The organism is Cellulomonas sp. GTC20042 (assembly GCF_055389595.1).
Map to the genome: position 1 here is coordinate 579,333 of NZ_AP043678.1, position 14,198 is coordinate 593,530.

The 14,198-nt window shown below is 74.5% G+C and carries 12 protein-coding genes; 7 read left to right on the forward strand and 5 right to left on the reverse strand.

The window, feature by feature from the left end; genetic code table 11:
* Nucleotides 1-30: 30 nt before the first annotated feature.
* The 4 genes from ACZ5HG_RS02710 (at nucleotide 31) to ACZ5HG_RS02725 (ending at nucleotide 3,279) form a co-directional block, all read left to right on the forward strand.
* Nucleotides 31-639 carry a hypothetical protein gene (locus tag ACZ5HG_RS02710; RefSeq protein ID WP_464182079.1) on the forward strand — a complete coding sequence of 203 codons (609 nt, stop codon included), beginning with the start codon at nucleotides 31-33 and terminating at the stop codon, nucleotides 637-639.
* Between the two features lie 336 nt (nucleotides 640-975).
* Nucleotides 976-1,596, forward strand: a complete 621-nt coding sequence (locus tag ACZ5HG_RS02715) for a DUF47 domain-containing protein (RefSeq protein WP_464180265.1) — start codon at nucleotides 976-978, stop codon at nucleotides 1,594-1,596.
* A gap of 6 nt (nucleotides 1,597-1,602) precedes the next feature.
* Nucleotides 1,603-2,604 carry an anion permease gene (locus ACZ5HG_RS02720; protein WP_464180267.1) on the forward strand — a complete coding sequence of 334 codons (1,002 nt, stop codon included), beginning with the start codon at nucleotides 1,603-1,605 and terminating at the stop codon, nucleotides 2,602-2,604.
* Between the two features lie 171 nt (nucleotides 2,605-2,775).
* The gene (locus tag ACZ5HG_RS02725; protein WP_464180268.1) at nucleotides 2,776-3,279 is read left to right on the forward strand and encodes a septum formation family protein; all 504 of its coding nucleotides are present in this window, start codon (nucleotides 2,776-2,778) and stop codon (nucleotides 3,277-3,279) included.
* 136 nt (nucleotides 3,280-3,415) lie between these two features.
* Here the strand turns inward: ACZ5HG_RS02725 and ACZ5HG_RS02730 are convergent, their stop codons facing one another.
* The 3 genes from ACZ5HG_RS02730 to mshD form a co-directional block, all read right to left on the reverse strand.
* Nucleotides 3,416-4,411 (reverse strand): NUDIX hydrolase, encoded by a 996-nt coding sequence (locus ACZ5HG_RS02730; protein WP_464180269.1) that lies wholly within the window; start codon nucleotides 4,409-4,411, stop codon nucleotides 3,416-3,418.
* Nucleotides 4,408-6,957 carry an RNA degradosome polyphosphate kinase gene (locus ACZ5HG_RS02735; protein ID WP_464180270.1) on the reverse strand — a complete coding sequence of 850 codons (2,550 nt, stop codon included), beginning with the start codon at nucleotides 6,955-6,957 and terminating at the stop codon, nucleotides 4,408-4,410. Before ACZ5HG_RS02735 ends, ACZ5HG_RS02730 begins: the two co-directional genes overlap by 4 nt.
* 117 nt (nucleotides 6,958-7,074) lie before the next feature.
* Nucleotides 7,075-8,064, reverse strand: a complete 990-nt coding sequence (gene mshD, locus ACZ5HG_RS02740) for a mycothiol synthase (protein ID WP_464180271.1) — start codon at nucleotides 8,062-8,064, stop codon at nucleotides 7,075-7,077.
* Nucleotides 8,065-8,140: 76 nt separating this feature from the next.
* Here mshD and ACZ5HG_RS02745 point away from each other — a divergent pair, with 76 nt between their 5' ends.
* Nucleotides 8,141-9,496 (forward strand): hypothetical protein, encoded by a 1,356-nt coding sequence (locus ACZ5HG_RS02745; RefSeq protein WP_464180272.1) that lies wholly within the window; start codon nucleotides 8,141-8,143, stop codon nucleotides 9,494-9,496.
* 4 nt (nucleotides 9,497-9,500) lie between these two features.
* On the opposite strand, the gene ACZ5HG_RS02750 is transcribed toward ACZ5HG_RS02745, so the two are convergent.
* Nucleotides 9,501-10,400, reverse strand: a complete 900-nt coding sequence (locus ACZ5HG_RS02750) for a LysR family transcriptional regulator (RefSeq protein WP_464180273.1) — start codon at nucleotides 10,398-10,400, stop codon at nucleotides 9,501-9,503.
* Nucleotides 10,401-10,481: 81 nt separating this feature from the next.
* Between ACZ5HG_RS02750 and ACZ5HG_RS02755 the strand changes: the two genes are divergently transcribed.
* Nucleotides 10,482-11,693, forward strand: coding sequence for an MFS transporter (locus tag ACZ5HG_RS02755; protein WP_464180274.1), 1,212 nt, complete (start codon nucleotides 10,482-10,484; stop codon nucleotides 11,691-11,693).
* A 7-nt stretch (nucleotides 11,694-11,700) separates the two neighbouring features.
* On the opposite strand, the gene ACZ5HG_RS02760 is transcribed toward ACZ5HG_RS02755, so the two are convergent.
* On the reverse strand, nucleotides 11,701-12,780 hold the full coding sequence (locus ACZ5HG_RS02760) for a LacI family DNA-binding transcriptional regulator (protein ID WP_464180275.1): 1,080 nt from the start codon (nucleotides 12,778-12,780) through the stop codon (nucleotides 11,701-11,703).
* A gap of 139 nt (nucleotides 12,781-12,919) precedes the next feature.
* On the opposite strand from ACZ5HG_RS02760, the gene ACZ5HG_RS02765 reads away from it, so the two are divergent.
* The gene (locus tag ACZ5HG_RS02765) at nucleotides 12,920-14,197 is read left to right on the forward strand and encodes an extracellular solute-binding protein (RefSeq protein WP_464180276.1); all 1,278 of its coding nucleotides are present in this window, start codon (nucleotides 12,920-12,922) and stop codon (nucleotides 14,195-14,197) included.
* The last annotated feature ends 1 nt before the right edge of the window (nucleotide 14,198 follow it).

Sequence of the window (14,198 nt, forward strand, 5' to 3'; positions counted from 1 at the left end):
TCCTCCCGCCCGCGCTTCCGCCGCCCGGCCATGCTCGACGCCCGGGTGGCCGAGGAGCTGCCCGGCGGCCTCGACCCCGCCCTGCGCTCGCAGGTCGCGCACACGACGGCGGCGGCGATCGTGCACGGCGGCCGTGCCGGTGCGGACGAGGACCCGGCCCTGCTGGAGCGGCTGGTGCGGCTGGTGGAGACCGAGGGGCTGGACGTGGTGGCCGCGCTGTGGGCGGACTCCCCGGCGACCACGCTGCCCGGCGCGCTGTGGCGGCTGTACGTGCTGCGCGAGTGGGTGCGCCGCGATCCCCGCACGCTCGCCGACCGCTACCGGCTGGGCCTGGACGCGGCGCCGGTGCACCACGTCGTCGCCGGGGTGGTGACGCCGCCCGGGCCGGAGGAGGTGCGCGAGGTGGTCGACGCGGTGCTGTCCGGGGTGTACGCGGGGGACTTCGCGGTGGCGCTGGAGCGCGGCGCCGCGTTCTGCCGGGTGCTGGCGACCGGTGCGGCCTTCGATGCCGACCACCTGGACCACGCGGTCGACACCGACGCCGCCGGCCGGCTGACCCGCAGCGCGGGATCGCTGGTCCGCACCGCCGAGGAGCTGGAGCACGCCGCCGCGCTGTGGCGGTCCGACCAGCTGGAGTGATCGCGCAGCCCGGGAGGGTTGGACGGCCCCGACTACAATGGAGAGCGACGTCGGGCCGCGGTAAGCCCCGGGCTCCATCTCAAGCCGCTTCGAGCGGCCTCGCGCCGAGAGGCGCTTCTGCGGTCCGGCGTCGTCCTCTTCCCCCGCGCGAGGGCCCTCTGCCTGTCGATCGACCGGTCACGATGCTGTGACGGGCGCACGGAACGGGCTGTGAATACGGCGTGGCGTGGCGCGACACGCTGTGCGTTCACCCTGCGTTCACCTTCGGGGTTGTGAGTTCACCGTACGGCTGCCCTAGCCTGTGCCTGACAAGAGCCCTCTTCTCCGGAGCCTCCCGTGCGCCTGCGCCTCACCCCGCGCGATACCTCGTTCTTCGATCTCTTCGCCGCCTCCGCGGCGCACCTCGTCACAGGAGCGAACCTCCTGGCCGAGCTGCTGGGAGCCGACCGTCCGGCCCGCAAGGCCCTGGCGAAGCAGATCAGCGAGGTCGAGCACCTCGCCGACGAGGCGACCCACTCGATCATGCGTCGTCTGAACCAGACCTTCGTGACGCCGTTCGACCGGGACGACATCTACGACCTCGCGTCCACCCTGGACGACTGCATGGACTTCATGGAGGAGGCGGCGGACCTCATCGTGCTCTACAAGCTCGACGAGCTGCCCGCCCGGGTCTCCGACCAGGTCCAGGTGCTCCAGCGCGCTGCCGAGCTGACCGCCGAGGCCATGCCCCGCCTGCGCTCGATGGACTCGCTGTCCGAGTACTGGGTCGAGGTCAACCGCCTCGAGAACCAGGCGGACAAGGCCCACCGCAAGCTGCTCGCGCAGCTGTTCGACGAGATCACCGACCCGATCCAGCTGATGAAGCTGAAGGAGGTCATCGAGAAGCTCGAGGACGCGGCCGACGCCTTCGAGAAGGTGGCCAACACCGTCGAGACCATCGCTCTCAAGGAGTCCTGAGCACCGGTGGAGGTCTTTCTCGTCGTCGTGGTCGTGGCGTTCGCCCTCGGCTTCGACTACACCAACGGGTTCCACGACGCCGCGAACGCCATCGCCACCTCGGTGTCGACGCGGGCGCTGACGCCGCGGGCCGCACTGATCATGGCGGCGGTCTTCAACCTGCTGGGCGCGCTGCTCGGCACGCACGTCGCCACGACGATCGCGCACGACATCGTCAGCATCGGCGACGTCGCGGCGCACGAGGGCCTGGTGATCGTGCTGTCCGCGCTGGTCGGCGCGATCACCTGGAACCTCATCACCTGGTGGCTCGGCCTGCCGTCGTCCTCGACGCACGCGCTGATCGGCGGCCTGGCCGGTGTCGGCGTCGCCTCGGGCATCACGGTGCACTGGCAGGCGATCCTCGACAAGGTCGTGCTGCCGATGGTCATCTCCCCGCTGCTCGGCTTCGCGCTGGCGTTCCTGGTGATGGTCGGCGTGCTGTGGCTGGTCCGCCGGGCGTCGCCCGCGCCGGCGCAGCGCCGGTTCAGGATCGCGCAGACCGCCTCGGCGGCGGCGATGGCGCTGGGCCACGGCCTGCAGGACGCGCAGAAGACCATGGGTGTGATCGTGCTGGCGCTGGTCGCCGGCGGGTTCCACGACGGCGACTCGATCCCGCTGTGGGTCAAGCTCGCCGCCGCGACCGCGATCTCGCTGGGCACGTACTCCGGCGGCTGGCGGATCATGCGCACGCTCGGCCGCAAGATCATCGAGCTCGACCCGGCGCGCGGCTTCGTCGCCGAGTCCGTGTCGGCGGTCGTGCTGTACGTCAACGCGTACTGGCTGCACGCCCCGGTGTCGACCACGCACACGATCACCTCGGCGATCATGGGCGTCGGCGCCACCAAGCGGCTGTCCGCAGTGCGCTGGGGCGTCGCCAAGAGCATCGGTGCGGCGTGGATCCTCACCATCCCGGCCGCCGCCGCGGTGGCTGCGGTGGTGTACGTGGCGCTGCACGCGCTGCTGGGCTGACGCGGGCGGGGCGTCCGGGTCTGCGCAGACTTGGGACCTTGGTCCCTCGTCATCCGGTTCACCCGGTTGGACGTGATCGCCGTCACACCCGGCACGTGATCACGCGGGATTCACCCCTGGGGCACGCATGACTGCTGGACAGCGGTCCGCTATGTCCGATTCGCTGCTGCCATGACTGTGCGAACCCTGACCTCCCGCTGTGCCCTCGCTGTGCTCGCCGTCGCCTCCGTGGTGGCGGTGTCCGGGTGCAGCATGCTGTCCTCCGGCTCGGACGACGCCAAGCGCGACGAGGCCTCCGGCGAGGTGACCGAGTCGGCGGACGCGAACGTGTTCTCGATCAAGGTCGGCGACTGCCTGAACCTCGCCGAGATGAGCCAGACCGAGGTCGAGTCGCTGCCGGTGGTGCCCTGCGCCGAGCCGCACGACTCCGAGGTCTACGCCGAGCAGACCCTCACCGGCGACGAGCTGCCGGCCGACCTCGACACCACCACGGACGAGTTCTGCTACACCGAGTTCTCCACCTTCCTCGGGATCTCCTACGAGGAGTCGACTCTCGACTTCCAGGTGCTGACCCCGTCCTCGGCGTCCTGGGACGCGGGCGACCGCGCGGTGCAGTGCATCGTCGTGCACCCGACCGAGCAGGTCACCGGCACCCTGCAGGGCGCCGGCATCTGATCGCACCGCCCGCGCGCGCGGGTGAGGTCACCGAGCGGCACGTCCCCTGCCTGGGGACGTGCCGCTCGTGCGTGCGGGGGGGGGTCGGCGGCGCGTACGGCCGGGTCGGCGTGGGCGCGCCCGTCGGTGCGTGCGCTCAGCGCGGCGCCGGGGCCGGCACCAGCGGCGCGTGCCGCTCCACCGCCTCGACCCGGGTGACGTCGCCGTCGGTGACGACGTGCGTGACCAGCACCTCGCCGGGCCGCAGGTACGGGTCCTCGGCGGGCAGGTCGGCGCGGACCGCCTTGCGGGCGTGCTCGGCGACGACGCCCAGCACCGTGGGCAGTACCGGCCGGTGGGTGCACACCGCGAGGTCGGCGTCGGTGCGCAGCAGCCGGGCGACCACGTCGGCGGCCTTCTCCGGGGAGTCGGCGTGCTGGCGCTCGGTCAGCGGCTCGGCCTCCTCGGCGACCAGCCCGGCGGCGTCCAGGTAGGGGGTGACGGTGGCGCGGCAGCGTCGCCACGGGCTGCTGACGACCGCGGCGACGCCGTAGCCGGACAGCACCGGGACCAGCGCGTCGGCCTGACGGACGCCGACCGGGGTCAGCGGACGGGTCGCCTCCTCGCCGCCCCAGGACGCCCGGCTGCGTGCGCGGCCGTGCCGGACGACCACGACGGCGCGGGTGTCGAGCCGGCCCTCCCCGTGCGCGGCGACCAGCGCGTCCAGCGGCAGCCGGTCGTCGTGGCGGGTCAGCCGGCGGTGCGCCTCCGCCACGTCGAACCAGCGGGTGCGGTCGATCTCGTCCCGCGAGGCGTGCTCGACCGGCGGTCGGGCGTGCAGCGCGGGCCGGTCCGGGCGTCCTGCCACCTGCGCCGCCCAGTAGCGGACGCGCTTGGGCCGGCCGTCGGACAGGGCGTAGTGCAGGGTCGGCAGCGGTCGGCCGAGCACGACGGCCAGGCCGGTCTCCTCCTCGACCTCGCGGACGGCGGCGGTGACCACGTGCTCGCCCGGCTCGAGCTTGCCCTTGGGCCACGACCAGTCGCGGTACCGCGGGCGGTGCACGAGCACGACCTGGAGGCGCCCCTGGCGCACGCGCCAGACCAGGGCGCCCGCGGCCTCGACGACGGGCAGCGCGGAGGCGGGACGGCTCACCGCGAGGCGCCCAGGCGCCGACGCTGCCGGTAGATCAGCGCGGACTGGAGGTCGCGCAGCGGCTCCCCGTCGGCGCCGATCGCATGCCGGGTCCACTGGCCGTTCGGCCCGAGGTGCCAGGACGAGGTGCCGTCGGAGGTGGACTCGTCCAGCAGGTCCACCAGCTCGGCGATCTGGTCGGGGTCGGCCAGCCGCACCAGCGCCTCGACGCGACGGTCCAGGTTGCGGTGCATGAGGTCGGCGGAGCCGATGTAGACCTCCGGGCCGGGGGTGCGGGTCTCCGGGGTGTCGCGGCTGGGGTCGTTCACGTCGCGCGGCACCCCCGCGTCGGCGGCGAAGGCGTAGATCCGCGAGTGCTCCAGGAACCGGCCGAGGATCGAGCGCACGCGCACGGTCTCGGACAGCCCGGGCACGCCGGGGCGCAGCGCGCAGATGCCGCGCACGACCAGGTCGACGGGCACGCCGGCCTGCGAGGCGCGGTACAGCGCGTCGATCGTCTCCTCGTCGACCATCGAGTTGACCTTGAGCTTGATCCACGACGGACGACCCTCGCGCGCGGCGGCGGCCTCGCGGTCGATCCGCTCGACCAGACCGGAGCGCACCGAGCGCGGGGCGACCAGCAGCCGGTGGAACCGGGACTTCGGCGCGTAGCCGGACAGCTGGTTGAACAGGCGGGTGAGGTCCTGGCCGACGTCGGGGTCGCAGGTGAGCAGCCCGTGGTCGGTGTAGATCCGCGCGGTCTTCGGGTTGTAGTTGCCGGTGCCGACGTGGCAGTACCGGCGCAGGCCGTCCTGCTCCTGGCGGACCACCAGCGACAGCTTGGCGTGGGTCTTCAGCCCGACGATGCCGTAGACCACGTGCACGCCGGCCTGCTCGAGCTTGCGGGCCCACTCGATGTTGGCCTGCTCGTCGAACCGCGCCTTGATCTCGACCAGGGCCAGCACCTGCTTGCCGGCCTCGGCGGCGTCGATCAGGGCGTCGACGATCGGGGAGTCGCCGGAGGTCCGGTACAGGGTCTGCTTGATCGCGAGCACCCGGGGGTCGGCGGCGGCCTGCTCGAGGAAGGTCTGCACCGAGGTCGAGAACGAGTCGTAGGGGTGGTGCAGCAGGATGTCGCGGGTGCGGATCGCCGCGAAGACGTCGGTCGGGTTCGCGCTCTCCACCTCGGCGAGGAAGCGGTGGGTGGTCGGCACGAAGCGCGGGTACGCCAGGTCGGCACGGTCCAGGTCGGCGATCAGGTTGAGGCCGGTGTGGTCCAGCGGCGCGGGCAGCTCGTAGACCTCCTCCTCGGCGACGCCGAGCTCGCGCACCAGCAGCTGCCGGATGCGCGGGCTGATCCCGTCGGCGATCTCCAGGCGGACCGGCGGGCCGAACTTGCGGCGCAGCAGCTCCTTCTCCATCGCCTGCAGCAGGTTCTCGGCGTCGTCCTCCTCGACCTCCACGTCCTCGTTGCGGGTGACGCGGAAGGTGTGGTGCTCGCGCACCTCCATGCCGGGGAACAGCTGGTCGAGGTGCTCCGAGATGACGTCCTCCACCGGGACGAACGACATCGGGCCCTTGTCCATGGTGTTCTGCGAGGCGGTGGCGCTGGGCCGGCCCTTCGCGTCCACGGCGATGTACCGGGGGAGCAGCGGCGGCACCTTGACCCGGGCGAAGTGCTCCTTGCCGGTGCTCGGGTTGGCGACGACCACCGCGAGGTTGAGCGACAGCCCGGAGATGTACGGGAAGGGGTGCGCCGGGTCCACCGCGAGCGGGGTGAGCACCGGGAAGATCTGCTTGCGGAAGAACTTGCGCAGCCGGTCCTGCTCCGCCTCGCCCAGCTCGTCCCAGCGGACCAGGGTGATGCCCTGGGCGGCGAGCTCGGGCTGCACCTGCTCGGCGAAAACCCGGGCGTGCCGGTCCGACAGGTCGTGCGCGCGCACGCTGATGGCCTCGAGCACCTGGCGCGGGCTCAGGCCGGAGGCGGCGGTGACGGCGAGGCCGGTGGCGATGCGGCGCTTGAGACCGGCCACCCGGACCATGAAGAACTCGTCCAGGTTGGAGGCGAAGATCGCCAGGTAGCGGACCCGCTCCAGCAGCGGCTGCGTGGGGTCCTCGGCGAGCTGGAGCACGCGCTCGTTGAAGGCCAGCCAGGAGATCTCACGGTCGAGGAACCGGTCGGCGGGCAGCGGCTCGGCCTCGACACGGCCGTCCAGGTCGGTCTCCGTGGCCGGCGCGATGTGCTCGGCGATGTGCGCGGCGAGCTCCGGGGCGAGCGGGCGCTGCCGGACGACGGGGATGCTGTCGGTGACCGGCGCGCCGGACGTGCTCGGCACGGTGGCGGAGGCGTCGGCACCCCCGGCCCGGCGGGCGCTCGCCCGGCCGTCGGAGGTGCGCGTGGTGCGCGTGCCGGTGCCCGCAGCAGCGCCGGCGCCGCGCCGGGTGCGGGTGGCCGGCTGCGTGCTCGACGCCGCGCGGGTGCTCGACGTGCTCGACGCGGCAGCCGGTGCGGCGGTGCGGCGGGTCCGTCCGCGGGCGGGCTCGTCGGGGGTGGTGGCGTCGCTCATCGGCCCATGGTGTCACTGGAAGGTGACCAGTGGGTGTCCGAATCTCGACCCTGGGGACGACGGAGCACGGGAACCCCCTGTGGACGGCTCGGCGCCGCGTGATCACGCGGCCCGCGGTCAGACCGCGTAGACCACGTCCACCGCCGATCGCTTGAAGCCGGCCCCCTGGTACACCCGGATCGCCGGGTGGTTGTCGCCCTCGGTGTACAGCAGCACCTCGTGCAGGCCGCGCGCGGCCAGGTGGTCGAGCATCAGCGCGGTCAGCAGCCGACCGAGCCCGCGGCCCTGGGCATCCGGGTCCACGCCGAGCGCGTAGATCTCGCCCGCGTCCTCGCCGGGCACGACCTTGGTCCAGCCGGAGGCGAGCAGCCGCCCGTCGTGCTCGGCGAGCAGCAGACCGGCGGGGTCGAACCAGGCCTCCGACATCCGGTCGTCGAGATCGGCGCGGGTGAGCCGGCCCTGCTCGGGGTGGTGCGCGAACGCGCGGGCGTTCACCCGCAGCCAGGCGTCCTCGTCCCGGCCGGGCTCGAAGGTGCGCACGGTCACCCCCGGCGGGGGCACGGCGCCGGACGGCGGGGCGGCGGGGTCCAGCGCGCGGCGCATCTGCCACAGCTCGCGGGTGACCGGCAGGTGCCGGCGGGCGGCGAGGGCGCGGGCGGGAGGCAGGTCGCCGTGCGCCCACACGGACAGCACGGGCTCGGAGGGGTCGTCCGCGCGATGGCCGTCCGCGCTCGCGGGAGCGTCGGCCGCACCGGCCGCACCGGCCGTGCCCGCCCCTGCGCCGCTCGCCCGCGCGGCCAGCACGGCGTCCCGGGCAGCGGCGAGCAGCGCGCTCCCCAGCCCACGCCGCCGGTGCCCCGGGTGCACCATGACCTCCGCGGTCGCCTGCGCCGGGTCGCGCAGATCCACCTGCCCGTACCCGAGCAGCGCGTCGCCGTCGACCACCAGCAGGTGCGTCGCCTCCCCGCCGGTCAGCCAGAGCAGCGGCTGCTCGGACAGCGGCGGGACGCCGTCCTGCGCGGCGGCCTCGGCGGCGAGCCGGCGGACGTCCTCCACGAGCGGTGCGGGCAGCGCCCCCGTGCGGGCGACGATCGGGTGCGTGGTCACCGGCCCATCCCACCACCTCCGCCGGGAGGGCGGCGCACGCGGGAACGACCGGCGGTCGCGTCGCGTTGTGCGGGGTATGACCGCCGCGCCGACCACTGCCGTGGACGTGCTCGTGGTGGGTGCGGGGCAGGCGGGGCTCGCGGTCGCCGCGCACCTGGTGCGCTCGGGCTTCGTCCCGGTGACCGACCCGGACCGTCCGCCGACCGGCGCCCCCACCTTCGTCGTGCTGGACGCGGCCACCGGACCGGGCGGTGCGTGGCGCGAACGCTGGCCGGGGCTGACGATGCGCACGGTCAACGGGGTGTACGAGCTGCCGGGGGCGCCGCTTCCGGCGTTCGGGGCGGAGGAGCCGGCGGCCGACGCGCTGCCCCGGTACTTCGGCGCCTACGAGCGGGACCTCGGTCTGGCGGTGCGTCGGCCGGTGCAGGTGCGCCGGGTGCACGACCTGGGCGGCCCGGAGCGGCTGCTGGCGGTGGAGACGGTCGAGCGGGTGGCCCCGGCGACGGACCCGGTCACCGGCCAGGTCCTCCCGGTCGCCCCACCGATCCCGACCCCGGCACGGACCACGCCCGACGGCCACGACCTCGGCGACGGCGCGGGGGCGTGCCGCGCGGTCCCCGCCCCGGTGCCCGGCCCCGACCTGACCCCGCAGCACGTCGAGCCGATCCCGCCGTCCGCGTCGCGGCGCCGCCGGGAGCGCACCTGGGTCACCCGCGCGCTGGTCAACGCCTCGGGCACCTGGACCCGCCCGTTCTGGCCGGTGTACCCCGGCACGGACCTGTTCGCGGGGGAGCAGGTGCACACGCACGACTTCCGGCTGCCGGAGGACTTCGCCGGACGCCGGGTGATCGTGGTGGGCGGTGGCATCTCCGCGGTGCAGCACCTGCTGGCGATCCACCCGCACGCCGCCGCGACCACCTGGGTCACCCGGCGACCGCCGGACTGGCGGGACGAGGAGTTCAGCCCCGACCTGGGCCGCGAGGCGGTGGCGCGCGTCGAGGAGCGCACCCGGGCGGGTCTGCCGCCGCAGAGCATCGTGGCCGCGACCGGCCTGCCGCTGACCGACGCCTATCGGCGGGGGATCGCCGAGGGTGTGCTGCGGGCCCGGCCGATGTTCGCGGCGCTGGTGCCGGACGGGGCGATCTGGACCCCGGAGGCTGCTGCCGGACCGCTGGCGGACGGCTGGGAGACCGGCCCGGAGCACGTGCCTGCCGACGTGGTGCTGTGGGCCACCGGCTTCCGGGCGGCGCTGGACCACCTGCGTCCGCTCGGCCTGCGTGACCGGGGCGGCGGCATCCGGGTCGACGGCACGCAGGCGGTGGCCGATCCCCGGGTGCAGCTGGTCGGCTACGGGCCGAGCGCGAGCACGGTGGGGGCGAACCGTGCCGGGCGCGCGGCGGTGCGGCAGGTGCGGCGGCTGCTCGGGGTGTGAGGGATCAGCCCGCGCGTCCCGGGCCGGCGACCGAGTCGCGCACCAGCCGGGCGAGCGCGGCGGCGGCGGCGCTGAGCCGGCGGTCGCGAGGCGTGGCCAGGGACAGCGGCCACCGCAGGTCGCCGGCCACCGGGCGCAGCACCAGGTCGGGTGCGGGCTCCACCTCCGCGCGGGGCAGCAGCGCGACACCGAGCCCGTGCCGGACGTACGCGGCGGCGGTGCCGATGTCGGCCACCTCGACGGTGACCCGGCGGTCCACCCCGGCGGCGGCGAAGGCCCGGTCGACGATCGTGCGGTTGCCGTAGCCGGTCGGGGAGTCGATGAAGTCGAGGCCGTCCAGCGCGGCCAGGTCGACCGGTCCGCCGGCGGCGAGCGGGTGGTCGGCGCGGACGACGAGGTCCATCGGCGCGGTGGCGAGCGGGGTGATCTGCACCGGGGCGACTGCGGTGCCGGCCACGGCGACGAAGGCGAGGTCGAGGTGCCGCTCGGCGACCGCGGCGACCAGCCCCTCCGAGCCGGTGGGTGCCGCGGTGAGCCGCAGCGCGACGTCGGGGTGGCGGCGGTGGAACTCGCCGAGCAGCGCGGGCACGTCGACCAGGCCGACCGAGGTGAGCGTGCCGACCCGCACGGTGCCGCGCAGGCCGCCCCGCACCTGGTCCACGGCGTCGCGGGCGTCCCGGGCGGCGTCGATCGCGGCACGGGCGTGCGGGAGCAGCGCGGCCCCGGCGTCGGTGAGGTCGACCCGGCGGGAGGTGCGATCGAGCAGCCGGGCGCCGACCTCGCGCTCCAGCGCCTGCACGGAGGCGGAGACCGCGGACTGCACGATCAGCAGCCGCGCGGCGGCGGCGGTGAAGGACCGCTCCTCCGCGACCGCGACGAAGGCGGACAGGTGACGCAGCTCCATGGGATCAATCTACCGAGGCGATTGATCCCAGTGCAGATCAGTGTTGGACACGATCGATCGACCGGGCGCACCGTGGACGGCATGACCACCACGACGTTCGCCGGGACCGCCTCGCCCCGGGTCTCGCACCGCTCAGGGTTCTGGCTGGTCGCCGGTGCCTTCCTCACGGCGATGGCGTTCTCGACCGTGCCCGCCCCGCTGTACCCGATCTACCAGGCCGCCGACGGCTTCTCGACCTTCGCGGTGAGCCTGGTGTTCGCCGCCTACGCGGTGGGTGTGGTGATCAGCCTGCTGCTCGCCGGGCACGTCTCGGACCGGGTGGGCCGCCGGGCGGTGCTGCTGCCGGCGCTCGGGCTCGAGCTGGTCGCCGCGACCATGTTCCTGTCCGGCACCGCCCTGCCGCTGCTGCTGGTGGCGCGGTTCGTCAGCGGTCTGGGGATCGGCATGCTGACCGCGACCGCCACGGCGCACCTGCTCGACCTGCACCACCGTGACGGGCGGCCGCGCCCGGCTCACCGGCCGCACACCGTCGCGACGCTCGCGAACATCGGCGGGCTCGGCGCGGGCGCGCTGGTCGCGGGGCTGCTCGCGCAGACGGGCGTCGCGCCGCTGCGGCTGTCCTACGCGGCGTTCGTCGTGCTGCTGCTGGCCGCGGTGGTGGGGGTGCTGGTGACGCCCGAGACCGTGCAGCCGCGTGCCGACCGCCCGCCCTACCGGCCGCAACGGCCGCGGGTGACGGGTGCCGGGCGATCGACCCTGCTGGCCTTCGCGGCGGCCGTCGCGTCCTTCGCGGTCTTCGGGGTGTTCACCTCCGTCGCGCCGGGCTTCGTGGCCGGCACGCTGCACCACCCGGCGCGGGCGCTGGCGGGGCTCGTGGTGTTCGCGGTCTTCGGCTCGGCAGCCCTCGCGCAGGTGCTGGCCCGGGACCTCCCCCCGCGTACCCGCCTGCTGGTCGGGGCTGCGGCCGAGGCGCTGGGTCTGGTGCTGCTGGTGACCGGGATGCTCACGGCGACGCTGCCGACCTTCCTGGCCGGCGGGGTGGTGGCGGGGGTCGGTGCCGGACTGCTCTTCGCGGCCGCGGTGGCGACGGTCGCGGCGCAGGCCGAGCCGGAGGGGCGAGGGGAGGCGCTGGCCGGGCTGTTCCTGGTGGCCTACCTGGCGCTGAGCGTCCCGGCGATCGGGATCGGGCTCGCCACGCTGGCGGTGCCGGCGACGACGGCCATGGCGGCGCTCGCGGCGGTGCTGCTGGTGGTGCTCGGCGCCGTGGCGGCGGGCGCGCGCCGTCGGGTCTGAGCCGGGGTCAGGCGCCACCGTCGGCGCACCCGCAGCTCGCCCGGGTGACGAGCTGCACCAGCAGCCGGTGCGACTCCGGCTCCTCGGCGGGCGCCCCGGCGTGCCGGACCAGCACCTGCACGGCCAGCCGGCCCATGGCGGTCATCGGCTGCCGGACGGTGGTGAGCGCGGGCCGGGCGAGGCGTCCGGCCAGGATGCCGTCGAAGCCGGTCACGGCGACGCGATCCGGCACCGGCACGCCGCGCGCGGCGAGCAGGTCGAGGACGGCGAGGGCGATCTGGTCGCTGGCGCAGACCAGCGCGCGGGGCAGCCGGTCGGTGTCGGCCAGCGCCGCGACCACCTCCAGCCGGTGCGGCTCGGCGAGGTCGGTGGCGTCCAGCGGTTCGGCGGGCACCGGCAGCCCGGCGGCGGCCAGCCCGTCGGTGAAGCCGGCGAAGCGCTCGGCGTAGTCGGGGGTGGTGAGCCGGCCGACGAAGGCGAGGTCGCGCAGGCCGTGCCCGCCGACCAGGTGGTCGACCAGCGCGCGGGTGCCGCCGCGGTTGTCCACGGTGACGTGGTGCAGGCCGTCGGCCACCGGCGGGGTGGAGAACGCGACGACGGGGATCCGCCGGGCCACGTGCGTGAGCATGTCCAGCGAGGTCGGTCCGGGGAACACCGCGAGCCCGTCCACCCGTCCGGCGACGTCGGTGACCGAGGCGGTCGACCCGGTGCCGGCGCTGAGCAGCAGGGCCTGCCCGCGCTGCCAGCACTCGAGCTCGAAGCCGCGCTGCACCTCGTCCACGTACAGCGGGAAGGCGCGGGGGTCCACATCGTCCTCGTCCGGCGCCGGCTCCGGCACCGCCGAGGCGCCCTGCTGGGGCGCGGCGAGCAGCAGGTCGAAGGAGTAGAGGCCGAGCGCGCCGGTGCGGCCGTGCACCAGGCCGCGCGCGCTGGCGCTGGGGACGTAGCCGAGGTCGCGGGCGGCGGCGAGCACGCTGGCGCGGGTGGACTCGCGGACCCGCTCCGGCTGGCGGAAGGTGAACGACACCGTGGCGATCGACACCCCGGCACGCTCCGCGACGTCGTAGACGGTGGGTCGACGCGGCACTGCTCACCTCCTGGCGTCCGATCGTAGGGGGCTCGCGCCCTTGCGGAGACCATTCTATGCGCTTAACATCACTCTCGATCAAAGCGCTTAACCGACGCAGCCGTCGGCCACCCGCAGTCCGTTCGAGGAGGAACGCACCATGATCCGACCCGTCGCACGCGTCGCCGTCGCTGCCGCGACCGTGCTCGCCGTGACCGCGCTGAGCGCCTGCGGGCGCTCCGACGACGCAGGGACCACCAGCACCGACGCCGCCACGCTCAGCAGCGGGGCCGCCTCGGGCGAGCTCACCGTCTGGGCGATGGGCGCCGAGGGGGAGGCCCTGCCCGACTTCGTGCAGGACTTCGTCGACGCCAACCCGGACGTCGACATCGAGGTCGTGCCGATCCCCTGGGACGCCGCCCGCGACAAGTTCCAGACCGCGATCGCCGCCGGCACCACCCCGGACCTCGCGATGATGGGCACCACCTGGATGGCCGAGTTCGGCGACGCCTTCGCGCCGGTGCCGGACGCCATCGACACCAGCGGGTTCTTCGAGGGATCCGTCGGCACCACCGAGCGCGACGGCCAGGCGATCGGCGTGCCGTGGTACGTCGACACCCGGGTGCTCTACTACCGGACCGACCTGGCCGCCGACGCGGGCTGGACCGAGGCGCCCGCCACCTGGGACGACCTCAAGCAGATGGCGTCCGACATGCAGTCCAAGGCCGGCGCCGACTACGGCATCCGCCTGACCTCCGCCGGCAACGACTCCTTCCAGGGATCGCTGTGGGCCCCCTGGTCGCACGGCGCGAGCCTGACGAACGACGACGGCACCGAGTGGACGCTGGACACCCCGCAGATGGTCAAGGCCTACGAGTACTACGCCTCGTTCTTCACCGACGGCGTGGCTGACCCGCAGGCCGACCGCACCACCGGTGCGCAGGAGGCCGAGTTCGTCGCCGGCACCACACCGATGCTGATCGACGGCCCGTTCATGATGGGCCAGCTGGAGACCCTGGGCGGTGCCGAGTTCGCCGACCAGTACGCCACCGCACGCATCCCGGCGGACGAGTCCTCGACGTCCTTCGTCGGTGGATCCAACTTGGTGGTCTTCCGGGACTCCGACAACGCCGACGCGGCGTGGAAGCTGGTCGACTGGCTGACCCAGCCGGAGACCCAGGTCGCCTGGTACGACGTCACCGGTGACCTGCCGTCCGCGCAGGCCGCCTGGGACGACCAGACCCTCGCCGGTGACGAGAAGCTGGCCGTGTTCGGCGAGCAGCTCGAGGACACCCAGGCCCCGCCGGTCAGCACCACGTGGGTGCAGGTCGCCGCGGCCGCCGACTCGGTGCTGGAGCGGATGACCGTCAGCGGCGAGGCGCCCGCCGACGCCCTCGCCGAGCTCCAGCAGCAGGCCTCGTCGATCGGCATGGGCTGAC